The 24682-nt window shown below is 52.3% G+C and carries 18 protein-coding genes and 1 pseudogene; 4 read left to right on the forward strand and 15 right to left on the reverse strand.

From position 1 onward, the window contains the following. Positions 1-45: 45 nt before the first annotated feature. The 14 genes and pseudogenes from ACS18Q_RS07595 to ACS18Q_RS07660 all read right to left on the reverse strand — a co-directional run bounded on the left by ACS18Q_RS07595 (position 46) and on the right by ACS18Q_RS07660 (position 19493). Complete coding sequence (locus ACS18Q_RS07595; protein WP_441256874.1) at positions 46-3042, reverse strand: amino acid adenylation domain-containing protein; 2997 nt, start codon at positions 3040-3042, stop codon at positions 46-48. A gap of 418 nt (positions 3043-3460) precedes the next feature. Next, positions 3461-4921 carry an NUDIX hydrolase gene (locus ACS18Q_RS07600; RefSeq protein WP_014205035.1) on the reverse strand — a complete coding sequence of 487 codons (1461 nt, stop codon included), beginning with the start codon at positions 4919-4921 and terminating at the stop codon, positions 3461-3463. A 33-nt stretch (positions 4922-4954) separates the two neighbouring features. Beyond that, positions 4955-5437 (reverse strand): GNAT family N-acetyltransferase, encoded by a 483-nt coding sequence (locus tag ACS18Q_RS07605; RefSeq protein ID WP_014205034.1) that lies wholly within the window; start codon positions 5435-5437, stop codon positions 4955-4957. A gap of 164 nt (positions 5438-5601) precedes the next feature. Continuing rightward, positions 5602-7119 carry a DHA2 family efflux MFS transporter permease subunit gene (locus ACS18Q_RS07610; RefSeq protein ID WP_158165317.1) on the reverse strand — a complete coding sequence of 506 codons (1518 nt, stop codon included), beginning with the start codon at positions 7117-7119 and terminating at the stop codon, positions 5602-5604. Positions 7120-7134: 15 nt separating this feature from the next. Beyond that, positions 7135-8196, reverse strand: coding sequence for an HlyD family secretion protein (locus ACS18Q_RS07615; RefSeq protein ID WP_238773067.1), 1062 nt, complete (start codon positions 8194-8196; stop codon positions 7135-7137). Between the two features lie 25 nt (positions 8197-8221). Further along, a complete protein-coding gene (locus tag ACS18Q_RS07620; protein ID WP_014205031.1) occupies positions 8222-8641 on the reverse strand; it encodes a MarR family winged helix-turn-helix transcriptional regulator in 420 nt (139 codons plus the stop codon). A gap of 316 nt (positions 8642-8957) precedes the next feature. Beyond that, positions 8958-10847: pseudogene (locus ACS18Q_RS07625) on the reverse strand (propionyl-CoA synthetase); the annotation flags it as partial. Between the two features lie 13 nt (positions 10848-10860). Continuing rightward, positions 10861-12075 carry a 2-methylaconitate cis-trans isomerase PrpF gene (gene prpF / locus ACS18Q_RS07630; protein WP_441257630.1) on the reverse strand — a complete coding sequence of 405 codons (1215 nt, stop codon included), beginning with the start codon at positions 12073-12075 and terminating at the stop codon, positions 10861-10863. Between the two features lie 56 nt (positions 12076-12131). Further along, the gene (gene acnD / locus ACS18Q_RS07635) at positions 12132-14729 is read right to left on the reverse strand and encodes a Fe/S-dependent 2-methylisocitrate dehydratase AcnD (RefSeq protein ID WP_441256875.1); all 2598 of its coding nucleotides are present in this window, start codon (positions 14727-14729) and stop codon (positions 12132-12134) included. A 165-nt stretch (positions 14730-14894) separates the two neighbouring features. Then, on the reverse strand, positions 14895-16040 hold the full coding sequence (prpC, locus tag ACS18Q_RS07640) for a bifunctional 2-methylcitrate synthase/citrate synthase (protein ID WP_055466865.1): 1146 nt from the start codon (positions 16038-16040) through the stop codon (positions 14895-14897). Between the two features lie 234 nt (positions 16041-16274). Next, positions 16275-17171 (reverse strand): methylisocitrate lyase, encoded by an 897-nt coding sequence (gene prpB, locus ACS18Q_RS07645; protein ID WP_004725787.1) that lies wholly within the window; start codon positions 17169-17171, stop codon positions 16275-16277. Between the two features lie 10 nt (positions 17172-17181). Next, complete coding sequence (locus ACS18Q_RS07650; RefSeq protein WP_038151103.1) at positions 17182-17880, reverse strand: GntR family transcriptional regulator; 699 nt, start codon at positions 17878-17880, stop codon at positions 17182-17184. 164 nt (positions 17881-18044) lie between these two features. Next, positions 18045-18881, reverse strand: coding sequence for a helix-turn-helix transcriptional regulator (locus ACS18Q_RS07655; RefSeq protein ID WP_004725783.1), 837 nt, complete (start codon positions 18879-18881; stop codon positions 18045-18047). A gap of 9 nt (positions 18882-18890) precedes the next feature. Further along, on the reverse strand, positions 18891-19493 hold the full coding sequence (locus ACS18Q_RS07660) for a LysE family translocator (RefSeq protein ID WP_441256876.1): 603 nt from the start codon (positions 19491-19493) through the stop codon (positions 18891-18893). Positions 19494-19768: 275 nt separating this feature from the next. On the opposite strand from ACS18Q_RS07660, the gene ACS18Q_RS07665 reads away from it, so the two are divergent. From ACS18Q_RS07665 to ACS18Q_RS07680, 4 genes are all read left to right on the forward strand, one after another. Continuing rightward, complete coding sequence (locus ACS18Q_RS07665) at positions 19769-20740, forward strand: tripartite tricarboxylate transporter substrate binding protein (RefSeq protein ID WP_004725780.1); 972 nt, start codon at positions 19769-19771, stop codon at positions 20738-20740. A 206-nt stretch (positions 20741-20946) separates the two neighbouring features. Then, entirely contained in the window at positions 20947-21444 is a 498-nt protein-coding gene (locus ACS18Q_RS07670) for a tripartite tricarboxylate transporter TctB family protein (RefSeq protein ID WP_004725779.1), read from the forward strand. Positions 21445-21453: 9 nt separating this feature from the next. Further along, complete coding sequence (locus ACS18Q_RS07675) at positions 21454-23004, forward strand: tripartite tricarboxylate transporter permease (protein ID WP_154181197.1); 1551 nt, start codon at positions 21454-21456, stop codon at positions 23002-23004. Between the two features lie 251 nt (positions 23005-23255). Beyond that, positions 23256-23567 (forward strand): DOPA 4,5-dioxygenase family protein, encoded by a 312-nt coding sequence (locus ACS18Q_RS07680; RefSeq protein ID WP_441257631.1) that lies wholly within the window; start codon positions 23256-23258, stop codon positions 23565-23567. A gap of 107 nt (positions 23568-23674) precedes the next feature. Here the strand turns inward: ACS18Q_RS07680 and mglC are convergent, their stop codons facing one another. Then, entirely contained in the window at positions 23675-24682 is a 1008-nt protein-coding gene (mglC, locus tag ACS18Q_RS07685; RefSeq protein ID WP_004725773.1) for a galactose/methyl galactoside ABC transporter permease MglC, read from the reverse strand.

Consider the following 24682-nt stretch of genomic DNA (forward strand, 5'->3'; position numbering starts at 1 on the left):
TGACAAATAAGGTGAATCACCGTTCGAATTAAAGCGCCGTCACGCTCAACTCAACATTTCATCGGCCACATTGGCGGATTGAGGAATCGTATAACCGATCGAGCGTTGCAAGTAGCGCTCTAACAGCTCGCGATTAAAGATCGGCTCCTCAACACCACTGCCCTGCAAAAACGCTTTCACGTTACTGCAATCCCATATATATGTGTCTTGGTAAAGCTGTACAGTTGATTGCCCGCCCGTCATGTTGTCTTTAAACAGACTCAGCAGCGGATACAATGGCGCATCGACATCCTCTTCCCACTGCGCGAGCCAGTCTGTGAATGGCATGCGTTTAAATTGTAGGTTGAACTCGTGCTCCAGTTTTTGGAAAAAAGCTTCCAACGTCAGGTTATTTTTCTGCTCATGAATGAGGTTGAACTTGTGCCCCAACGCCTCCGGGTTACGGGTGATGACCGCAATCGACTGCGTCATGTAATCGACGGTGGTTAACCCTTCTCGCAGATCGCGCAAGATCGGCATTGTTTTGCTTTCCAAGCAGGTTTTCACCAAACGTCCCCACCATTGATAATCCGCACTCGCCCCCGATTGACTGTGGCAAGTGGCGTAACCAAGGCGGAACGTCATCAATGGCAAGCCGCGTGATTCAGCCAGATCCGCAATTTTCTCCATCACCCATTTACTGCGCACATAGCCGATATCGGTGATCACCGCCGGCAAGTTCTGATCGATGCTGTCATCTTCGCGCATCACCGTTTTCCCTGTATGCAGGTGTCCCCAACTGTAAACGGAGATGGTCGACAGCAACATCAGCGGTTTGGTGCGGGTCGCGCCAGCAAACCGAATAATTTCGCGCAGCCCTTGCACGTTATCGCGCTTCATCCACGAATAGGGTTGAATGAAGTTTACTGCGCTGGCCGAGTGATAAATGATATCGGTGTCTTGACACAATTGCTGGTACACCTCTGGCGACAGCGCGAAATTCGGCTCAGCCAAATCCCCGGCTAACGGATGAACTCGCTCCGCTTGCTCCGCCGACAACCCTACGGCATGGCGCGCCAAGGTGTCGCCAATGCGTTTGCGCGCTTGTTCATCACTGTGGCTGCGAACCACGCAATAAATGTGCGCCGACGTTGTTTTTAACAGATCCGCTAACAGCTGTGAGCCGACAAAACCGGTGGCGCCGGTGAGGAAAATCGTGCGTGGCGCGGTGATCTGCTCAGCACGCCAATCGTTGTTGAACACGATATCATCTGAGAGAAACACATCGTCTTGCAAAATACGCAGCGGCTCGCTATCTGCAGTCGGTGGGGTTTCTTTGCTACGCTCTTCTAACGTTTGCGCCAGCGTGCGAATGGTCGGTGAGTCGTAAATATCACGCACGTAAGCACGTGTGCCCGTTTTCTGGGTGATGGCCGTGGCGAGTTTGGCCGCCATCAACGAATGGCCGCCGAGGTCAAAGAAATTGTCATCCGCCGACGCAATCGTCACGCCCAACAGTTTTTTCCAGATTTCGGCCAACACCGCTTCAAGCCCCTGGAAGACCGCATTGGATTCGTGCGCCACTTTGGCGCGGTAACTCGCCAGCAGCGCGGGTTTGTCAGTTTTGCCATTCGGTGTTAATGGCAAACGCGGTAAAATTTGAATCGCCGCAGGCATGAAATAGTCCGGGAGCATCTCTGTTAATTTGTCGCGCAACGTCGCCGTTTCCACGCCGTCTGCCACCACAAAGGCGAGGATTTTTTTCTCACCCAATGACGCTTCATCGGTGAGCAGAGCCACGGCTGAAGTTACCCCTTTTACTTGCAGCAGGACGCTTTCAATTTCGCCCAACTCAATTCGGTTCCCACGAATTTTCACCTGATCATCCAAACGCCCCAAGAACTGAATCCGCCCATCTGCCAATTGACGCGCGCGGTCACCACTGCGATACAAACGCGTATTCGGCACCGAAGGCGCGGTAACAAACGCTTGATCGGTCAATTCAGGATTGTGAAGGTACCCTTTAGCAAGCCCAGGTCCAGCAATAAAGAGTTCCCCCGGCTCCCCTTTGGGCACGCGCTGCAACTGCTCATCTAAAATAAACACCTCGGCACCTGCAATTGGGAAACCAATGCTCGGTTCTGGATTGTGGGTGACGCATTCCACCGGGTTGCACGTGGCAAAAATGGTGGCTTCCGTTGGCCCATAATAATCGACCACTTGGTAAGGCACTTGGCTCAAATTGAGCGGACTGAGTTTTTCACCGGCGGTGAACAAGTAACGCAGCGCCAGCGTATCGGGCTGCGGCTGACCGATAAACTCAGCCACCATCACCGTGGGCACAAAACCGTGTGTGATGTCGTTTTTGGCAAAGAACTTCAACAAACTGGCAGGTTGTAAGCGGGTTTCTTCGTTGTCTGGCAGCACCAACCGCGCCCCACACATCAGCGGCGACCAAACCTCCCATTGCGCAACGTCGAAACTGATCCCCGCAATCAAGGAACTACGACTGGCGGGCGTCATGTCGAATTCATCGTTATGCCATTTCACTAAGTTGTATAAGGACGCATGCGACACCATCACGCCTTTGGGCACGCCCGTGGTGCCCGACGTAAAGATCACATAAGCGGTACTGTCGGCGGCAATCGGCACTGGCGTGACCATATTTGCGCTGCTTTCTGTCTCGCGATCGATGGCAATCACCCGTTTGTCGGTGTCGCCAAGGATGGAAGAAAAGGCGTTGTGACTCAGGAGGATCACCGGTGCATGGCTTTGCTCGGTAATGTTAATAATGCGCTTTTGCGGGTAATGAATATCGACGGGAATGTAACTTGCCCCTGCTTTTAAAATGGCCAAGATGCCGATGATAAATTCCGGGGTTCGCTGCGCGATTAAAGGGACAATGTCGCCAGACTGCACGTTGTTTTGCTGTAGAACGCCACACAATGCGTCGCTTCTGTGGGCAAGTTCCTGATAAGTTAAATGTCGATCACCGTGGCTCACTGCGATGCTGTTTGGGGCCGCTTTTACCTGTTCAGCAAAAGACACTAAAACATTACACATCTTGTATCCTCCATGAGGTCATTTCAGATGGAATGACCATAACGTATAGATAATTTTGTAAAAACCAGACGAATCTTTTGCACACATCCTGTACAAAAAGTGTTCTCAGCTATCCTATGACTACGGCAATTTTATGACAAGCGTTTCATATTAATATTTAATAAATAAATTCTTACAAATAATTTTTATTAATTATATATCAATATGTTATCTGAATAAGAAATCGATCATTTCCAAATATTCAGATGACATGATGATTTCGCGTGAAATCAAGTCGGTGCAGAAACAGGCCGAATCAGGCCAATTTACTGATGAGAGAAATACTCGAACAATTCGTTGAAATAACAGAATATTATTCGAAGGGCGTAATGAGCAAAGGACAGGAAATAAAAAACCCGGTGAGATCACCGGGCTTTGTTCAATCGCATGAGGGAGTCACTTCCGTGACGGACTGCCGCGTTGCGAGTCGTGCCATGAGCACGAACAAGATGATCAGAATCGGCTCGCGCAGTGTGCTCAACGCCAACGACCATGTGCCACTGGATGACACGAACGTTGCGGCGTAACTCACCAGCTCATTGGCGAGCAGTAAGGCCATAATGACAAACAGCAGTTGTCGAAATGACATCGCATGGGTGTTGGCATCTCGCGTCAGCATCACCACCACGGTCATGACCGCTAACACGACCAGCCAAGAGGTGAACACAGGCATCGGCCACAAATACGTAACCACCGCAGCGATCGCCGTCAAGGTGAGCCACGGCCCTCTTGAGCACAGCAAGCGATCCACCTGAATTTGCGCTTTTTCATCCAGACGCACAATGTGCCATGCAACCAACGCACCCAGCACCGCACCGACCAACATATCGACGATAAACGCGCTGCCTGAATAGAACTTGGATAACGACAACCACAACACTGAGACCAGCAGCGCGCCTGTACTTTTGTTCCAACCCAGTTTTTCATTTTCCAGCAGCCAGAGAATGCCTAAACACACCCACACCGCCAACGGTAAACTAGGGAAACCATGACCCGAACTGCTCACCAGTTGAATCGATGGCATGTACGCATGTGGGCGCGGCAAGGCAAACCCTTGCTGAGCGATCAAGCACACCAGCGAAATCACCGTGACAGAAAAGAAAGCTTTGTAGCAAAACGCGCGGCCACTTTGCCAATAGAAAAACGGAAACAACAATAGCCCCAGCACCGGTGATGCCAACGCACCGCTGACCAAAATCAGTTGGCTCAACGCCGTTTCAACCACGTGCGGCAAACTTGCCACTGCGTATTGCAGCGCAACAATCCAACCGATTTCGGTTTGATGTAGCGCGGGGGCCGCTTTAATCAGTTCAGGCACCACATTGGTTGACTGATTGGTCGCGTCCTTAAATAGCGTTTGAATATGCGCCCACTGTTTGGGGAAACGATATTGGCTGTCTGCAATTCGGCTCGGATGCACCAACATCGCTTGTGACACTTCAATGCCGTAATGCGGTGCAAACCACACTGGCAATTCATACCCGCCCCAGCGATTGATGTATTGATACACGATGATGTCTGAATCGCTGACGCAATCATAAACGGCGGCACTTTCGGTATAGCCCAGCAGTTTGCCGACCGTCACCACCAAGCCTGTTTCTTCCCACGTTTCACGTTGCGCCGTCAATTCTGGTGATTCCCCGCCTTCAATGGTGCCGCCAGGCAGGGAGAGTTGTTTGGTAATGATCTCGTCGACCAACACAATTTTGTCATCAGCTCGAACAAGGCACAGCGCCCCTCTTAAATGCTCGGGCGCGACTTGAGGAGCGGCATACGTAAAAAACGACGCCGCGAGAGAAATCACTAAACTGAAGCCGAGTACTGACAATCGCTTGTACACACTAATAACCTATTATCACAAAGGGTCAGCCACCTAAGAACGACGCACTGACTTTCTCAACCAATGAATATGATGGGAAAAACCGACATCCTGATAAAATAATTGTGCTTCCTTGTTAAAATCCCAGACTTCGACAAACACCTCGGCCACGCCATACTCAACAAACGTTTGCTCTAAACGAGAAAACAGTTGGCGTGCGATGCCTTGTTGGCGGTATTGCGGCATCACGTAGAGCTCATCAATACTGCCCATCGGCACAGGCTTACTGACCGATGAGACTAATTCACTAAAATACCCCGTAATGAAACCGACGATCTGGGTATCGACTTTCGCCACCAGCACCAAGCAATCCGGATTTTCAATATAGCGCGCGATACTCTTTTCCTGCTCCACCTCTTCTGCCGTTTTGAAATATTCCGGGCAGGCGCGATGGTGTTCATCGTGCAGGTCGAACATCAATTGATTCAAAATTTCTAAATCTGCTATTTGAGCCGCTTGGAGCGAAACTGATGACATTTTTGTGAAGTTAATCAAGAAGTCTTGAGGAGATTTTATAAGATCGTCCGAGAAAAAAACATCGTGGTGTGGTGAGTTTTTATCGCAAAAAGCTAAGTATTGAGATTAATACTTGAGAAAATAAAACAAAAACGCCGCAGAGCGGCGTTTTATTCAATAGAAACTTAACGTTTCCCCGGCTTGCGTAACAAAACCAAAAGCGGAATCATCACCACGCAGACGTACATCATGAAACGGAAATCCTGCAAATAGCCGAAAATATAGGCTTGGCTGCTGACCATGCTGTTGACTTCAACCAATCCCGCCGTGCTCGAGATGTCATACACCCCTTTCTGCACCGCCTCTTGCAACGCCGGATTGAACAGATTGATGTGCTCGGAATAGACCGCATGGTTAATCTGCGCGCGGTGCGCAAGATAAGTCACCACCACCGAAATACCGATGCTGCTACCAATGTTACGAATCAGGCTAAATAGCGCCGTTCCTTCATTCCGATAGCGCGGTTCCAATGTGGAGAACGTGAGCGTCGACAGCGGCACAAAGACCAATCCCAGCCCCAGCCCCTGCACAATCCCGGTATGGATGATTTCCCAACGTGTGACGAATACTGAAAAGTGCGTCATTTCCCACAACGAGAAGATCATCAGCAATAACCCAATGGTGATCAGGTAACGCAAATCCACTTTGCCCGATAACCGCCCGACGATCATCATGCCGACCATGGTGCCAAAACCGCGTGGCGTGAGCAGTAAGCCAACATCCAACACCGGATAATCCATAAAGTTTTGCAGGAACGGCGGCAACAATGCCATCGTCGCGAGCAAAATCACGCCCATCATGAAGCCAAACAACAGCCCGACCACAAAGTTGCGGTCTTTGAACATGACCGGCTCTAAAAACGGTGCTTTGGCGGTAAACATGTGCACGGTGAACATGTAAAACGCCAACACGGAAATGCCCGCTTCAATGACGATCTCCATACTGGAGAACCAGTTCTGCGATTCGCCGCGATCGAGAAACATCTGCAAGCACCCAATTGCAAGGCCGAGCAGCGCAAAGCCAAACACATCAAAGCGCCGACTGGGGTCTAACTTGGTTTCTTTCACAAACGCCGCAATGCCAAGCCACGCCAGAATCCCAAACGGCACGTTGATGTAAAACACCCAGCGCCAGTTGTAGTACTCGGTGAGCCAGCCCCCCAATGACGGGCCGAGAATCGGCCCAACCATGACACCCACGCCCCACATCGCCATCGCCGAACCATGTTGTTCGGTGGGATACGTGTCGAGCAGCACCGACTGGGAAAGCGGCACCAAGCTCGCACCGAAGATCCCTTGCAACAAGCGAAAGAGGATGATTTGTTCCAGCGATTGCGCCGCACCACACAGCACCGACGCAAACGTAAATCCAACCACTGAATAGAGGAACAGACGCTTACGCCCAATGCGCGCCGCGATAAAGCCCGTCAGGGGCATCGCAATTGCGGCGGCGACGATGTACGACGTCAGAACCCATGAGATTTGATCCTGCGTTGCACTCATGGCGCCTTGCATGTGCGGCAGCGCCACGTTTGCAATGGTGGTATCGAGTGCCTGCATGATGGTCGCAAGCATGACCGACAGCGTAATAAACCCGCGTTTACCGCTGTCATCACTCGCGACAGGTGTCGCATGACTTTCCATCTGAGCGCCTCAGCCTTACAGCGACAGATGACGTTGATGTTTGGTATCAACCGTCACGACTGCGCTTAACCCTGCGCGCAGTTGCGGCGCTTCTGGGTTTGCCTCAATGCGGATACGAATCGGCAAACGTTGGGCAATTTTCACCCAGTTGCCCGTCGCATTTTGCGCCGGAATGATTGAGAATTCGGATCCGGTTGCTGGGCTTAGGCTTTCCACCACGCCATGCCATTTGAAATCCGGCGCGTAGTCGACATTGATGTCCACGTCCTGTCCAACCTGAACGTGCGTCAATTCGGTTTCGGTAAAGTTCGCTTCAATCCAAATATCCGAGGCTGAAATCAGCATCATCGCCAATGTGCCCGGTGACGTGTATTGCCCTTTCTCGACCACTTTGGTGACCACACCATCTGCGGGCGCGTACACATTGACGTGTTGCAGATCGTTTTCCGCTTTTTCCAGTGCTGCCAACGCCGCACGATATTTCGGATGCAGTTCCACTGGTGCCGTCACATCGCCGCCTAAGCTCTCTTCAATTTGCTTGAGTTCTTTTTTCAGTGCGTTGACTTCAAGTTCCACAACCAGGGTTTTCTGGCGTGCTGAATCAAACTGAGATTCAGAAATGTATTTTTTCTTCAACAAGTTAAACTGACGCGCTTCTTCTTTTTTAAGGTATTCATGCTGACTTTTAGACACCTCAATGTTCGCCAGTTTGCTCTGGTATTCCGCCTTCAAGGTGGTCAGTGAGGTGCTGACATCATTAAGATTGGCGCGCGCCTGTGCCACCGCGATGTCATATGAAGTTGGGTCGATTTGCAGCAGCAACTCGCCCGCTTTGACATGTTGGTTCTCCTCGACTGGCACATTGATAATGCGGCCAGAGACTTCGGCGGTAATTGACGTCTTGTCTGCTTTTACATACGCGTTGTCGGTTTCAACATAACGGCCCCCATGCAGGTAGACCGCCACGCTTCCGGCCACGGCCAGCACCGGCACCAGAAAAAGCAGTACAGCACGTTTGGTTTTGCGGCGTGGTTTGGATACAGGTTGTGAAGGCGTCTGTGATTGTTCGTTAGACATACAAGATATTCCTGATACGTATTGTTTATTTGGAGAGATTGCTGTGAATGTGTTCCAGCGTACTGATGAATTGCTCGCGCGCTTCTGGCGTTAAACCTTGCAAGGCTTCATCCCAAATACGATTGCTCACGGCTTTAATTTTCACTAATTGCGCCTCAGCATCAGGCAACAAATGAATTTGATGGGCACGGCGGTCTTTGGGATCAGGACGACGTTCAACCAACCCTTCGTCGACCAACGAGTCGATCACTCGTACCAAGCTCATCGGTTTGATTTCGAGGAGTTCCGCCAGCTCCACCTGCTTGATGCCCTGATAACGGGCGATCTGTGACAGCGCTTTGGCTTGTGCAATGGTGAGGCAATTCGCCCCCGATTCTTCCTGATACTGTTTCCGTACCAGACGCATAACATCCCACAGTAAATAGCCAATGGATGGAGCCGTCATAACTTCGCCTTTTGATTTATGTTATTCATCTTTCTCAATGCACGGTTACATTTAGAAACAAGCTAGGCATATAGTAAGCCTTACTTACTATATGTAAAGCCTACTAATTGAAATAAATAATGAGTATTTGCATAAGTTGATAAATTTCAGGCAATTACCCATATATATTTTGAATACATATGATGCATCGTATGCGGCAGGTAAAAAAATGCTCCGCGAGCGCGGAGCACAAAGGGTCAAAATGAACTGCGTTTCCCCTAGTTTCCTCAAGCCGCATGCCAGAACGTTCTCACGCGGCTTGAGCACAAGCTACACCTTAATGATGCAGCACCTTTTCCAATTCGTTGAGGCTAGTTGGATCGTCAATGGTGGATGGAACCGTGTAACTTTCTCCATCCGCAATCTGGCGGATAATGCGGCGCAAAATCTTACCTGAACGGGTTTTGGGTAATCGCTCCACCACCAATGCGTGTTTAAAACACGCCACCGCGCCAATTTGACTGCGCACGCTGCTGACCAATTCGGTTTCCAGCGCCAGCGCATCGATCTTCACGCCATCTTTCAGCACCACGAGTCCGAGTGGCAACTGCCCTTTCAGTTCATCGTGCACGCCCACCACCGCGCATTCCGCCACCGCAGGGTGCGCGCCGACGATCTCTTCCATTTCACCCGTCGAGAGGCGATGGCCAGCAACGTTAATCACATCGTCAATGCGACCCATGATGAACAGATAACCGTCTTCATCGAGATAACCGCCGTCACCCGAGACGTAGTACCCCGGAAATTGCGACAGATAACCGGTCTCAAAACGGTCGTGGTTGCGCCACACAGTCGGCAAACAGCTGGGCGGTAACGGGCGTTTTAACGCCACAAAACCTTGTTGATTGGGTGGCAGCACCTCGCCGAGTTCATTGAGGATCTCCACTTGATACCCCGGAATCGGCTTGGTCGCTGAACCCGCTTTAATCGGCATCAGTTCAATGCCGGTCGGATTGCCGGCAATCGCCCAGCCCGTTTCGGTTTGCCACCAGTGGTCAATCACCGGCTTATCGGTTTTTGATTCCACCCATTCTAAAGTCGGCGGATCCAAACGTTCACCCGCCATAAAGATGGTTTTCACGCTCGACAAGTCATACTTTTTGAGGTGTTCCCCTTCCGGATCTTCTTTTTTGATGGCGCGGAAAGCCGTTGGCGCAGAAAACAGCGCGGTGACTTTATATTCCTGACACACACGCCAGAAGGCACCCGGATCCGGCGTGCGCACTGGTTTGCCTTCGTACAAAATGGTCGTACAGCCGTGCAACAGCGGTGCGTAAACAATGTATGAGTGCCCCACCACCCAACCCACGTCGGATGCAGCCCAAAACACGCCATCTTGTGGCATGTCATAAATACTGCTCATCGAGTACTTGAGCGCCACCGCATGACCGCCGTTGTCGCGCACCACGCCTTTCGGTTTACCGGTCGTACCCGAGGTGTACAGAATGTATAGCGGGTCGGTCGCCAACACTGGCACACACGCGTGCGGTCGCGCACTTTGAATCAGCGTGTTCCATTCCAAATCGCGCTCGCTGGTTAAATCGGCTGGGCACTCCGGCCGTTGATACACCAACACGTGTTCAGGTTTCCAGCGGCTATCCATGATCGCCTTATCCACCAAGGGCTTATAAGGAATCACTTTGTTGACTTCTACGCCGCAAGAGGCCGTCATAATGACTTTGGGCTCAGCGTCTTCAATCCGCACCGCCAGCTCGTTTGGCGCAAAGCCACCAAATACCACCGAGTGAATGGCGCCCAAACGCGCACACGCCAGCATCGCCATCGCCGCTTCGGGGATCATCGGCATGTAGATGATCACGCGATCGCCTTTGGTGACGCCCTGCGCGGCCAACATACCCGCCACGCGCGCGACACAATCCCGCAGCGCGGTGTAGCTGTAGCGCTGCTTTTTGCCCGTCACCGGCGAATCGTAAATCAGCGCGGTTTGATCGCCACGCCCCTGTTCACAGTGGTAATCCAACGCCAACCACGAGGTGTTGAGCAACCCATCCGGGAACCAGCGTTCAATGCCGTGTTCGTCTTTTTGCAAAATGGTTTGAGGGAATTCAAACCAGTCGATGTTTTGGGCTTGCGCTTTCCAGAACGCTTGCGGCTCATCCTTAGCCCATTGATATTCCTTTAAATATGCAGACATGGTGCTTCTCCTTGATTGTTCTGGCTTAGCCGTGGTTGATGGTTTCTGCGGGCACGCGCACCCAACCTTCCATCAAAATACGTGCGCTGCGACCCATCACGGCTTTTTCGACCACCCAACCTTGCGTCGTTTCGCTTGCACTGGCGCCAACTTTTAATGTTCCCGAAGGGTGACCAAAAGTCACCGACGTTTTCTCTCCGCCCCCGGCGGCCAAATTGACCAACGTTCCTGGCACACACGCCGCGGCAGCGATGGCAACGGCAGCGGTTCCCATCATGGCGTGATGCAATTTGCCCATCGACAACGCGCGCACCAGTACATCGACATCACTGGCTGCAACGGGTTTGCCGCTGGATGCGGTGTAGGTTTGCGGTTTGGAGACAAAGGCAATTTTGGGCGTATGCTGACGGGTTTGCGCTTCGCTGAGGTCTTGAATCAGCCCCATTTTCAGCGCGCCGTAAGCACGAATGGTTTCAAACATCGCCAGCGCTTGGCTGTCGTTGTTGATGTCATCCTGTAGCTCCGTGCCCTGATAACCAATCGACGCAGCATCGACAAAAATCGTCGGAATGCCCGCGTTGATGAGCGTGGCGTTCAATGAGCCGACGCCCGGAACATCAAGATCATCGACCAAATTTCCGGTCGGGAACATAGCGCCTTCCCCATCAGCCGGATCCATAAAATCGACCTGAATTTCAGCCGCTGGGAACGTCACACCATCAAGTTCAAACTCGCCCGTTTCCTGCACCAAGCCATCTTTGATCGGCACATGCACCACGATGGTTTTGCTGATGTTGACTTGCCACACGCGCACCGCAACCACACCGTTGTGAGGAATGCGCTCGGGCGCAATGAATCCGGCGTAAATCGCAAACGGACCAATCGCTGCCGACAGATTGCCGCAGTTACCACTCCAGTCGACAAACGCTTTATCAATCGATACTTGTCCAAACAGATAATCGACGTCGTGATCCGCTTGGGTGCTTTGCGACACAATCACGGTTTTACTGGTGCTTGAAGTGGCGCCACCCATGCCATCAATCTGTTTGCCGTACGGATCCGGGCTGCCAATCACGCGCATGAGTAAGCGATCGCGCGCCGCGCCCGCCACCTGCGCCGCAGGCGGCAGATCGCACAGACGGAAAAATACCCCTTTGCTGGTGCCGCCACGCATGTACGTCGCAGGCACTCGGGTTTGAGAAGACTCTCGGTTTTGAAAAGATAGGGGCTGAGACAGCATCTCAGCCGTGGTCCATGGAGAAGTTGTGCTGACATTGCTCATTGCATCACTCCTTCTCAGTTGGCCAGAAAGTCTTGCGCAAAACGCTGCAGCACACCGCCTGCGTTATACACATGCACTTCATCGGCGGTATCTAAACGACACGTCACCGCGACATCCAGCTTCTCGCCGCTTTGACGCGTGATCACCAGCGCCAAATCGCAGCCCGGTTTGATATCGCCCACTACGTCGTACAGTTCGGTGCCATCGAGCCTCAGCGTGAGGCGGTTCACGCCCTCTTTGAATTGCAGGGGCAACACACCCATGCCGACCAGATTGGTACGGTGGATGCGCTCAAAGCCTTCGGCGACAATCGCTTCCACACCCGCTAAGCGCACGCCTTTGGCTGCCCAGTCACGTGAAGACCCTTGGCCGTAGTCGGCGCCCGCCACAATGATCAGCGGCTGTTTGCGCTGCATGTAGGTTTCAATCGCTTCCCACATGCGCGTCACTTTGCCGTCCGGTTCAATACGCGCAAGCGAGCCTTGCACCACGTCGCCATTCTCTTTGACCATTTCATTGAACAGTTTCGGGTTGGCAAACGTTGCGCGCTGCGCCGTCAGGTGATCGCCGCGATGCGTCGCGTAGGAGTTAAAGTCCTCTTCCGGCACGCCCATTGTCGTCAGGTATTCACCCGCGGCGCTGCTGGCCAGAATCGCATTCGATGGCGACAAATGATCAGTGGTGATGTTGTCACCCACCACCGCCAATGGGCGCATGCCTTTCAGCGTGCGTTCACCCGCCAGTGCGCCTTCCCAATACGGCGGACGGCGAATGTAGGTACTCATTGGGCGCCAGTCGTACAGCGGATTGCTGTTTTGCTCGGCGTCATCGAGTTTAAACATTTGAATGTAGACTTGATTGAACTGCTCCGGTTTAACGTGCTGATTCACAATCGCATCAATCTCTTCATCACTTGGCCAGATGTCGTTGAGGTAAATCGGTTTCCCGTTGGCATCATGCCCCAGCGCATCGCGCTCAATATCAAAGCGAATCGTACCCGCCAGCGCATAAGCCACCACCAGCGGTGGCGAAGCCAGAAACGCCTGTTTGGCGTAGGGGTGAATCCGACCATCAAAATTGCGGTTGCCTGAAAGCACTGCGGTCGCATACAGATCGCGATCGATGATCTCTTGTTGAATTTTCGGATCCAGTGCGCCACTCATGCCGTTACAAGTGGTACATGCATAGGCCACAATACCAAAGCCCAATTGTTCCAGTTCAGGTAACAGATTGGCTTCTTCAAGATACAATTTGGCGACTTTCGAGCCCGGCGCAAATGAGGTTTTCACCCACGGTTTACGCACCAAGCCCAGTTCATTGGCTTTTTTCGCCACCAAGCCAGCCGCGACCACGTTGCGTGGGTTACTGGTGTTGGTACACGAGGTAATCGCGGCGATGATCACAGCGCCATCAGGCATTTCGCCTGCTTTTTCTTCCCACTTTCCGGCGATACCGCGCTCAGCGAGCTGCGAGGTGGGCAAACGACGATGCGGGTTGGAAGGCCCAGCCAAGTTACGTTCTACTTGGGAGAGATCAAACTCCAGCACGCGTTCGTATTGCGCCGTTTCCAGTGCATCCGCCCACAAGCCCGTTTGTTTGGCGTACTGTTCAACCAGCGCCACTTGTTCGGCATCACGACCGGTCAATTTCAGATAATTGATGGTCTGTTCATCGATGTAGAACATGCCCGCGCTGGCACCATATTCCGGCGTCATATTGGAAATGGTCGCGCGGTCGCCGATGGTGAGCTGTTTCGCCCCTTCACCGAAAAATTCAAGATAAGACGACACCACACGTTCGCCGCGTAGAAACTCAGTGATTGCCAAAACGATGTCAGTGGCGGTAATGCCCGGTTTGCGTTTGCCGGTCAGTTTCACGCCGACGATGTCCGGCAGGCGCATCATGGATGGGCGGCCAAGCATCACAGTTTCGGCTTCCAAACCGCCGACGCCAATCGCGATCACGCCAAGAGAATCAACGTGCGGCGTGTGGCTGTCGGTGCCGACACACGTATCAGGAAACGCCACGCCGTTTTTCAGTTGCACCACGGGCGACATTTTTTCCAGGTTGATCTGGTGCATGATGCCGTTGCCGGCAGGAATCACGCTGACGTTTTTAAACGCGGTTTTACACCATTCGATGAAGTGAAAACGGTCTTCGTTGCGGCGATCTTCAATCGCGCGGTTTTTTTCAAACGCATCCGGTTCAAACCCTGCGTGTTCGACCGCAAGCGAGTGGTCAACAATCAGTTGCGTTTCCACCACCGGGTTCACTTTGGCCGGATCGCCGCCCTGCTCTGCGATCGCATCGCGCAGGCCAGCCAAATCAACCAACGCGGTTTGGCCAAGAATGTCGTGACACACTACGCGCGCCGGATACCAAGGGAAATCCAGGTCGCGTTTGCGTTCAATCAGTTGTTTCAGAGAGTCTGTCAGTGCTTCGGGTTCGCAGCGGCGAACCAAGTTTTCAGCCAGAACGCGCGAGGTATAAGGCAGCGTCGCGTAGGCACCGGGCGCAATTGCGTTGACTGCTTCTTCGGCATCAAAATAACTGATATTTGTGCCGGGTAGCAGTTTCCGGTATTGGCTGTTCATATCGTTTTGAGTGGTCATAGTATCCATCCGATTCATTACTATTCCCTTGCCACTTAAAGCAGCAAGCGTGTCGCAAGCGCTTTAAGTTGTTTGGGCGTCACAACCGTGGCAGGCAAATTCGCCCATCAGCGAATCGCAAATCCATGATGACCGCGCTCAATCGCACGGTCATTGTTGAGCGAGTTAGCCGCGTTTTTCAATCGGCAACCATTGCTGATGATCCGGGCCAACATAGTCCGCACTTGGACGAATGATGCGGTTGTTCGCACGCTGCTCGTACACATGGGCAGCCCAACCCGTCAAACGGCTCATCACAAAGATGGGCGTGAACAGTTTGGTTGGAATCCCCATGAAGTGATAAGCGGATGCATGGAAGAAATCGGCGTTACAGAACAAGCCTTTTTCACGTTTCATCACCGCTTCCACGCGTTCAGAAACCGCATACAAATGGGTGTCGCCGACTTTTTCGGACAATTCTTTTGACCAGCGTTTGATCAGGGCGTTACGCGGATCACTCTCACGGTAAATCGCATGACCAAAGCCCATGATTTTGTCTTTGTTTTCCAGCATGCGCAGAATGTTTTGTTCCGCTTCATCCGGCGTTTTCCAGTTCTCAATCATCGCCATCGCCGCTTCGTTCGCGCCGCCATGCAGCGGGCCGCGCAGCGTACCAATCGCACCGGTCACACACGAATGAAGGTCAGACAACGTGGACGCACACACGCGAGCCGTGAAGGTAGACGCGTTGAACTCGTGCTCTGCGTACAGAATCAACGAGCAGTGCATCACTTGCTTGAACAGATCGCTCGGCGCTTGGTCGGTCAGCATTTTCAGGAAATAACCACCGATACAAGATTCGCTGGTGTCTTCTGTATCGATGCGCACGCCATCATGGCTAAAGCGATACCAATAACAGATAATGGCTGGGAAGAGCGCCAGCATGCGTTCTGTCGCAGCGAGCTGCTGTGAAAAATCGTGTTCAGTTTCCAAGTTCCCCAGCATGGAACACCCGGTACGCATCACGTCCATCGGGTGTGCGTCGGCAGGAATACGCTCCAGCACTTCTTTCAATGCTTGCGGCAGGCCACGCAGGCCAATCAGACGGGTTTTGTATTGATCCAGTTCAGCTTGCGTGGGCAAGTGACCGACGAGCAGCAGATGCGCAACTTCTTCAAATTGCGCATGATTTGCCAGATCCGTGATGTCATAACCACGATAGGTCAGACCGGTTCCGGTTTTACCAACCGTACATAAAGCTGTGCTTCCAGCGCTTTGGCCACGCAGGCCTGCTCCGCCTAATTCAGCTTTCTTTGTCAAAGACTGAGGCATGTAGAACTCCTTTTCTTGCCGCGCTTCGGATCCTATTGAATCGGCCTCATTGGGCCAGCTTAAGCTCGATGGCGCAGCGGTTTCACGTTATTGGGTGTTCCCCGCCTGACACATGATCCGGTCGGGGCCTGTTTCTTTCCGATACTATTTTACTTTCCGATTTTATTTTTCTTGGGCTTCGCTTTTTCTATGGGCTTTCGCGTTGAACCTTGTCGAACCGAGGTTCAACGTCGCCTACTTTCCTTCCGAAAACAGCTGATCCAGCTTGTCTTCGTAATCATGGTAATTGAGGTATTCATACAGCTCTTTACGCGTCTGCATTTGACCAAGCAAAGCTTCCTGATTGCCCATCTCCAACAGGTGGCGATACACCATCTCAGCCGCTTTGTTCATGGCACGGAACGCACTCAATGGGTAAAGCACCATATCCACGTTCGATTTGGCTAAATCTTCACAGTTGTAGAGCGGCGTTTGACCAAACTCAGTGATGTTGGCCAGAATCGGCACATGCTTACCGGTTGCCGAATGCAGCGCGGTCGAGAACTGCTCGTACTGTTTCAGTTCGGTCATTGCTTCTGGGAAAATCATGTCAGCGCCGGCTTCCACACACGCAATCGCGCGCTCAATCGCACTGTCCATGCCTTCTACTGCCAGCGCATCGGTACGCGCCATGATGACGAATTCCGGATTGTCACGCGCATCCACCGCCGCTTTCACGCGGTCAACCATCTCTTGCTGGCTGACAATCGCTTTGTTGGGTCGGTGACCACAGCGTTTCTGCGCCACTTGGTCTTCCATGTGCACCGCTGCGGCGCCAGCTTTTTCCATCGCTTTGATGGTACGGGCAATGTTAAATGCGCCGCCAAAACCGGTGTCGATATCGACCAACAAAGGCAAATCACACGCGTTGGTGATGCGTTCTACGTCCACCAGCACATCGTTGAGTGTCGTGATCCCGAGATCCGGCAAGCCATAAGACGCGTTAGCGATACCACCACCCGACAGATAAATCGCCTGATGCCCCAGCTTCTTCGCCATCATGGCGCAGTAAGGGTTGATCGTGCCGACAATCTGCAACGGCTGATTGGTTTGAATAGCGAGCCTGAACTTCGCACCCGGACTTAAGCTCATGGGATTCTCCTTAATCTTGGGCTTCGTTTTGTATCTGTTTTTCAATTAGGCGACGACTACCTGAAATGTGTCGACGCATCAGCATTTCTGCCAGCTCTTCATCGCGATCGCGAATCGCTTGCAGAATGAATTTGTGCTCTTCCAACGCTTCAATCGGACGCGAGTGAGCGCGTGGCGATTGATAGCGGTACATGCGCAGCAAGTGGTAAAGCTCGTCGCACAGTAGCGACACCAGTTGCGTGTTGCGGCTGGCTTTAATAATGCGGTAATGGAAATCGAAATCTCCTTGCTGGTGGAAATACGACGCGCCGTCAACTTGATCGATGTGCGCCGAATGTGTCGACAATAACGTTTCCAGCCCAGCCAGTTCGATCTCAGTAATATTGCGCGCCGCTAAGCGTGCCGCCATGCCTTCCAGCGCTTCACGAACCGCGTACAATTCCAGCAATTTTTCCGTGGAGAACTGAATCACACGCGCCCCGACATGCGGAATACGCTCGATCAACCCCAACCCTTCCACACGCATTAACGCTTCACGCAGCGGGCCGCGGCTCACCTGGAAACGCTTGGCCAGCTCGGGTTCCGAGATTTTACTGCCCGGCGCCATGCCCCCTTCTACGATCGCTTCGATCAAAAATTCGGTCAGGCTTTCTGATTTGGTATGTTCTTTCTCGCCTGCCGCGCGCTTTTTTAATTCAGTCGTCATCATCTCATCTTCTACAAAGTGGGTAAGCCAAGAAAAGTCATCCAACGATGAAGGGCTTACCAAAGGGTTAAACTTAAGATAGACGATCAAATTGTCGACAATCAAGCAAATTGTCGACAATTTAGACTAAGGTCGTAAGCAGACCTGACAGGGAGATTTGAGAGGATTTAAAGTGTGAAGAAGGACTGATATTTCTTAGGTGTCAGTGCAATACGACTTTTAAAGCTACGTTGAAAGTGAGCTTGATCAGCAAATCCTAAAGCAAGCGAGGTGTCGACAATTGTTTCACCCTGCTTCAGTAACTGTTTGGCGCGTTTGATGCGTTCATCCATAAGGTACGCATGGGGCGACAGGCCAAAGTATTGCTTGAACGTGCGGATCAGATGATACGGACTCACGCCCACCTCATTGGCGAGCGCATCGAGACCAATCGACTGATCGATTTCATCAAACAGGCGCTCACGGGCGCGCAGCAGATAATCCGGGGCACGTTTGCGCTGGGTAGCAAGCTGGCTGCCGTCGGTCACCACCGCCGACGGCGTATACAATCGCTCGATGAATTCATACATCAAGGTATGCGCAGACAAAGCATCTTGCTCTTGCAGGAGTGCGGCAAATAACTGTTCAAACTGAAGGCTGAAATCGGCGCGACGTTCAAAGTCTGAAATAAAGGCGTAGTAATCCATCTGGCGGCGCCCTAATACCTCTTGCTGCATCTGCCCCATCCATAATGTGTCGACAAATAGCATTCGATACGACCATTCGCCCTCATGTGGGTTGCACGAGTGCATGTCTGCAGGATTGATGGTGACCACATCGCCACCGCCGATTTGATGCTGGCGCACGTGATTGTCGTAGCGCGCTCTACCGCTATCAATGATGCCAAACGAAAATTCGTCGTGAGAATGCTTTTGATAACAGACATGTGACCACTTGGCGATACGCGCTTCGACCTGCGGCAGCGCCGTCGGGCGCATGATGTTGCTGCTTAACGATGTTGACATTCCCTATCCTCACATCCAGATGATGACCATCGACCCACAGAACATCGCCGCCAAAATGAGTTGAAACCAGCGTTGACACCGTGGTGAATTGAGCCACTGCGCGACCGATTGGCCGAGCACTGCCCACACCCCCACACCAATAAAACAGATCACCAGCGACAGCGAGCAAAACCATCCCAATGCCGAATGCGTGTTCACCTGATTCAAAACATACAAGCTAACCCCGGAACTGGCAAAAATCCACGCTTTTGGGTTGAGTAATTGTATCAAACTGCCTTGCACAAACAGCGCTTTCATCGCCATTTGCGGATTGGAGTTGAGCCCCAAATCCTTAGCCAGCAGGATACGTACGGCCAAATAGAGCAAATACAAACTGCCCACCCAACGCATAACCGGCACCAGCAGCGGGATGCCTTGGCTCATTTCGCCAAGTGCCACGCCACAGATAAACACCACCAACACGTAAGCCACGGAGGCACCCAACACATGGATGGACGCTTTGCGCCAGCCAAACTGCGCGCCCGCGTAAGTCGCCATCACATTCACCGGTCCTGGAGAGACCGCCCCAACAAAAGCAAACAGCGCCATTGCGCTTAATAAAGAAACCATCATCCCGTCCTTTCGTGCGTTTTCACGGGGTGATAGTAACCAGCGGAAACGGGACAATATTGAACAAAATTGCGCAGGGCGATGCGGACGAATGTGCCGTGAACTTTATGAACATAACTCCCTTTATGCCCAATAATGTTTTTATCTCCGCTTTAGAGACAAACCATTAACACATTCTTAACCTACAATAACACGGTAGCAAACTTCTGCCCTGCTACCGCGATGATAACGATAAGCGTCATACCTCTGGATGATGCACCTACATAAGGAACGTGAATATGTTGAAGCATTTCAAACCGACCCTCGCAGCGTCGCTGCTTGCCGCCACCTTCTCTTTCTCTGCTCTGGCAGCGGATCTGGAAAAAATCCACTTTCTGATCCCCGGCGGCGCAGGCGGTGGCTGGGACATGACTGCCCGTGGCACCGGTGACGTGCTGATGAAAACACACCTGATCGACAATGTTTCCTATCAAAACCTTTCGGGCGGCGGCGGCGGTAAAGCCATTGCACACCTGATCGAGACGGCTGATCGTCAAGAAGACACGCTGATGGTGAACTCAACGCCCATCGTGGTGCGTTCGCTCTCCGGCGTTTTCCCACAATCGTTCCGTGATTTAACCCCAGTGGCAGCGACCGTGTCCGATTACGGCGCGTTCGTGGTTGCGGGTGATTCCAAATACAACAGCTGGGAAGAAGTGGTTGCCGACTTTAAAGACAACCCACGCAAAGTGAAAATCGCGGGCGGTTCTGCACGCGGCAGTATGGACCACCTTGTCGCCGCAGCGGCATTCAAAGGCCAAGGGCTCGATCCAAAAGAAGTGCGTTACATCGCCTACGATGCGGGCGGTAAAGCGATGGCAGCATTGCTGTCTGGCGAAACACAAGTCCTCTCCACCGGCCTTGGTGAAGTGCTCGAAATGTCGAAAAGCGGTCAGGTAAAGATCCTCGCAATCACCGCCCCGAAACGCTTGGACGTTGCGCCAAACATTCCAACCTTGTCTGAATACAACAACCCAACTGTGTTTGCGAACTGGCGTGGTTTCTTCGCCGCACCGGGTGTCAGCCAAGAAAAGATTGATGAATGGAACGTCGCGCTGAAGAAAATGTACGACACAGATGAGTGGAAAGTGGTTCGTGACCGCAACGGCTGGATTGACAGCTACAAAGCGGATAAAGAGTTCTTCGCTTTCCTCGAAGATCAGGAAAAGCAGATGGGCGACCTGATGCGTGAACTGGGCTTCCTCAAATAACGCTGCGTTTTCTCCACAAACAACGGAACGGGCAACCGAGTGTTGCCTCGTTCCAGCACCTTTGCCGCAGACGAGCGAAAAATTACTCCTTTGTTTTGGTAGATGTTTTGACTAGCAGCAATCCGTTTACCCTTAGTTAATTCCTTCGTTAACTCCGCTTGTCTGCGGCCTTTTCTTCACCACTACCTGATGTCATGGAGTTGGATATGTCGGATCTGCCAACCAAATTATTCAGCAAGGAATATCTACTGTGCCGCGATCGCGTCGGCGCGATGATCTTTCTTGTCCTTAGCCTGTGCTACGGCTATCAAAGCACACTCATTCCTATGTTTCCCGGCGACGAGTACGAACCGTTTACCGCGCGCACCCTCCCGACCCTGCTCACTTACGCCGGTGTCGGCTTGTCACTGCTGTTGTTAGTGGTTGGTCAACCGGACAAAAAGAGCGGCGCAGTGATGTCGTTCAACTGGAAACTGCTGATTGGCTTTTTGGTGCTGATGGCGCTCTACGGCGCAGGATTAACCTATCTTGGCTTTGTGCTGGCGACCGGTTTCTTCCTCATGGCAGGCTTCTACATTCTGGGTGAACGCCGTAAATCGATTCTATTCGGTGCATCGTTCCCGTTTGTGATCGCCTTTTATTTACTGCTGACTCAAGGTTTGGATGTGTATCTGGAACCGGGTCTGATTTTCACGCTTTGGTAGGAAAGGATTATGTTAGACGGAATTTTGCAAGGACTGTCGACTGCAGTCATGCCTTTTAACCTGCTGATGGTGATCGTCGGCTGTTTCGTAGGAACCTTCATCGGGATGCTACCGGGCCTTGGCCCTATCTCCGCCATCGCGTTGATGATTCCGATTACTTACGGTCTCGAACCGTCATCCGGTCTGATTCTGATGGCGGGCGTGTACTATGGCGCCATTTTTGGCGGCTCCACGTCATCAATTCTGATCAACGCGCCGGGCTGTTCATCGACTGTGGTAACCGCGTTTGACGGCTACCCGATGGCGCAAAAAGGCCAAGCGGGTAAAGCCTTGGCACTGGCGGCCTATGCCTCATTCACGGGCGGGACACTGTCGGCCATCATGCTGTTGGTCGCTGCACCTGCACTGGCTCAGGTTTCTCTGAGTTTCCAGTCGGCCGACTACTTTGCGTTGATGCTGCTGGGCTTGTCTGCCGTGGCCGCGTTCGCGGGCAAAGGGCAAGTGATCAAAGCGTGGATGATGACCATTTTGGGCTTGATGCTCTCAACAGTGGGTATCGATAAAGGCGTGGGGGTAGAACGCTTCACCTTCGGCCTCACTGACCTAATGGACGGTTTTAGCTTCCTGCTGCTCGCCATGGCGACCTTTGCTTTAGGCGAAACCTTGATGGGCATTTTGAAACCTGAATCCGACACGCGCGATGAAGAAAACAGCAAGTTGAGCAACATCGGCAGCATGAAGATCACCAAAGAAGAAGTGCGTGAAGCGGCGCCTGTGTCGATTCGTTCTTCTATCCTTGGCTTCTTTACCGGCGTACTACCGGGCGCAGGCGCAACCATTGCCGCCTTCCTCAGCTACGGCATGGAGCGTAATCTGGCGCCGAAAGACAAACGCGAAGAGTTTGGGCACGGCTCCATTCGCGGTCTGGTCGCGCCAGAATCCGCCAACAATGCAGCGTCTAGTGGATCATTTGTTCCGCTACTCACGCTGGGGATTCCGGGTTCAGGCACCACCGCGATCATGCTCGGCGCACTGCTTGCTTACGGCATCCAACCCGGCCCACGTCTGTTTGTCGATCACCCGGATGTGTTCTGGTCCGTCATCATCTCGATGTACGTGGGGAACATTGTGTTGCTGATCCTCAACCTGCCGCTGATTCCGTACATTTCGAAGCTGCTGGCCGTGCCTCGCACCGTGCTGCTGCCGATGATTCTGTTTTTCTCCATCACCGGTGTATATCTGGTGTCGTTCAACACCATGGATGTCTTCATCATGCTGCTTGTCGCGATGGGTGCGATTGCGCTGCGCTTGGCAAACTTCCCGCTCGCGCCGTTATTGTTGGGCTTTATCCTTGGCGGCCTGATGGAAGAAAACCTGCGCCGCGCGCTGATGATTACCGATGGCGAACTGAGCTTCTTGTGGGAGCGTCCGATCACGCTGGCGTTTACAGCCCTGTCGGTGGTGATTCTGGCTAGTCCAATCGTGATGATGGTGGTCAACAAACTGCGTGGCCATTCAACCTCATCAAAATCCTGCAATTCAAATAAAGCACACGAATAATTCCGTGAACGTGATTCAGCCCGGCCAATTGGTCGGGCTTTTTCGTCTCGCCGTGTGACACACAAAGCGTTGCCGCAGACGCAAGTTGTTCACGTTTCCCCTGACTTTCCCGCCGAGTGTGTTACCCTCCCCGCATCAAAAAAGCGCCCTGCCAAATGCATGGAAATCAATCCCATGAGCGGCGGCGTGTCTCCATTCAAATGAAGTGTGACGCCGTGAAAACAGAAAAAAGACCCGTGAACGACCATGCGATGTACCACGCGCATGTGTACTTTGATGCCAACACATTGGCGTTTGCGACCCGCTTGTATGAGCGCATCGGACAAACGTTCCCGCTCCAACTGGGCCGACTACATCAACGTCTCGTTGGCCCGCATACCATGTGGAGCTATCAGATTTTGTTCAGCCATGACGATTTCGATCAGTTCATTCCATGGCTGGATCAGCAACGCGGCGAATTGAGTGTGTTGGTGCATGCCGATACCGGCGATGATTTGGCCGATCACACCACGCACGCATCGTGGCTGGGTGATGCGGTTGATTTGGATGTGAGTCAGTTTTAGACGTCATGCAATGAGTTTGACGATCATGTTGCTGACAAAAGAAACAGAAAAAGAAAAACCGCTCCCGAGGGAGCGGTTTTGAACCAGCAGCAACTGTGTCGTTAGTTTTACTTTTTATTGGCGTACTTCATCGAGTCCAGTGCCACCGCGAAGACGATGATGGAACCCTTGATGATGTATTGCCAGTAAGGGCTGACCCCAATGTACGTCATACCGTAGTTAATAACGGTAAAGATCAAAACCCCCGTTACCACGCCAGCGATGCTCCCCACACCGCCCGCGAAGGACACGCCACCAACCACACACGCTGCGATGGCGTCGAGCTCGTACAAAAAGCCCAAGTTGTTGGTTGCGCTACCGATACGTCCCGCTTCCAGCATCCCCCCGAATGCATAGAAGACACCTGACAATGCATACACTTTCAGCAACGTCAGTGGCACGTTCACACCGGATACTTTCGCAGCTTCAGGGTTGCCCCCGACCGCAAAAATGTTTTTGCCGAACACGGTTTTGTTCCACAGAATCCACATGAACACCGTCGCAATAATGGCGTAGAAGGTGATGTAGGAGAACCTGAACCCGCCGATTCGAATAAAGCCTTGGGTGAATGCCGTGAAGCGGTCATCAAAGCCAGCAATGGGTGATGCGCCAACCGCGTCGTAGTAAAGCGAGTTGATACCGTACACGATGATCATCGTGCCCAATGTGGCGATAAATGGCGTCACTTTGAGGTAAGCGACAATCACACCATTGACCAAGCCAATGATGGCACCGATCAGACACACGCAGATGATGACGGCAATGATGGGCACTTCACCAATACTGGGGAACACCTTGTTCACGTTGTCGATGGATTGAAGCAAGGTCGCGGAAATCACCGCAGCCAAACCCACCTGACGACCGGCGGAAAGGTCGGTGCCCTGCGTGACAATCAACCCCGCAACACCCAGTGCGATAATAATGCGCACGGAAGACTGAGTCAGAATATTACTCAGGTTACGAAGACTTAAGAAAGAAGGCTCCTGAATCACGATCACGGCGAGCAATACAAATAATACTGCGTAGATCGCGCCTTCTTTTAAATGCTTTAGTGCAAAAGATTTAACTGCATCCAT

Source organism: Vibrio sp. Vf1514 (genome assembly GCF_052076135.1).
Classification (GTDB): domain Bacteria; phylum Pseudomonadota; class Gammaproteobacteria; order Enterobacterales; family Vibrionaceae; genus Vibrio; species Vibrio furnissii.

What these genes read in the sequence shown, in the direction of transcription:
- ACS18Q_RS07595 (WP_441256874.1), bottom strand. Translation starts at nt 3,042, where the DNA reads ATGTGTAATGTTTTAGTGTCTTTTGCTGAACAGGTAAAAGCGGCCCCA.
- ACS18Q_RS07605 (WP_014205034.1), bottom strand. Translation starts at nt 5,437, where the DNA reads ATGTCATCAGTTTCGCTCCAAGCGGCTCAAATAGCAGATTTAGAAATT.
- ACS18Q_RS07610 (WP_158165317.1), bottom strand. Translation starts at nt 7,119, where the DNA reads ATGGAAAGTCATGCGACACCTGTCGCGAGTGATGACAGCGGTAAACGC.
- ACS18Q_RS07615 (WP_238773067.1), bottom strand. Translation starts at nt 8,196, where the DNA reads ATGTCTAACGAACAATCACAGACGCCTTCACAACCTGTATCCAAACCA.
- ACS18Q_RS07620 (WP_014205031.1), bottom strand. Translation starts at nt 8,641, where the DNA reads ATGACGGCTCCATCCATTGGCTATTTACTGTGGGATGTTATGCGTCTG.
- prpF (WP_441257630.1), bottom strand. Translation starts at nt 12,075, where the DNA reads ATGCTGTCTCAGCCCCTATCTTTTCAAAACCGAGAGTCTTCTCAAACC.
- acnD (WP_441256875.1), bottom strand. Translation starts at nt 14,729, where the DNA reads ATGACCACTCAAAACGATATGAACAGCCAATACCGGAAACTGCTACCC.
- prpC (WP_055466865.1), bottom strand. Translation starts at nt 16,040, where the DNA reads ATGCCTCAGTCTTTGACAAAGAAAGCTGAATTAGGCGGAGCAGGCCTG.
- prpB (WP_004725787.1), bottom strand. Translation starts at nt 17,171, where the DNA reads ATGAGCTTAAGTCCGGGTGCGAAGTTCAGGCTCGCTATTCAAACCAAT.
- ACS18Q_RS07650 (WP_038151103.1), bottom strand. Translation starts at nt 17,880, where the DNA reads ATGATGACGACTGAATTAAAAAAGCGCGCGGCAGGCGAGAAAGAACAT.
- ACS18Q_RS07655 (WP_004725783.1), bottom strand. Translation starts at nt 18,881, where the DNA reads ATGTCAACATCGTTAAGCAGCAACATCATGCGCCCGACGGCGCTGCCG.
- ACS18Q_RS07660 (WP_441256876.1), bottom strand. Translation starts at nt 19,493, where the DNA reads ATGATGGTTTCTTTATTAAGCGCAATGGCGCTGTTTGCTTTTGTTGGG.
- ACS18Q_RS07665 (WP_004725780.1), top strand. Translation starts at nt 19,769, where the DNA reads ATGTTGAAGCATTTCAAACCGACCCTCGCAGCGTCGCTGCTTGCCGCC.
- ACS18Q_RS07670 (WP_004725779.1), top strand. Translation starts at nt 20,947, where the DNA reads ATGTCGGATCTGCCAACCAAATTATTCAGCAAGGAATATCTACTGTGC.
- ACS18Q_RS07675 (WP_154181197.1), top strand. Translation starts at nt 21,454, where the DNA reads ATGTTAGACGGAATTTTGCAAGGACTGTCGACTGCAGTCATGCCTTTT.
- ACS18Q_RS07680 (WP_441257631.1), top strand. Translation starts at nt 23,256, where the DNA reads ATGTACCACGCGCATGTGTACTTTGATGCCAACACATTGGCGTTTGCG.
- mglC (WP_004725773.1), bottom strand. Translation starts at nt 24,682, where the DNA reads ATGGATGCAGTTAAATCTTTTGCACTAAAGCATTTAAAAGAAGGCGCG.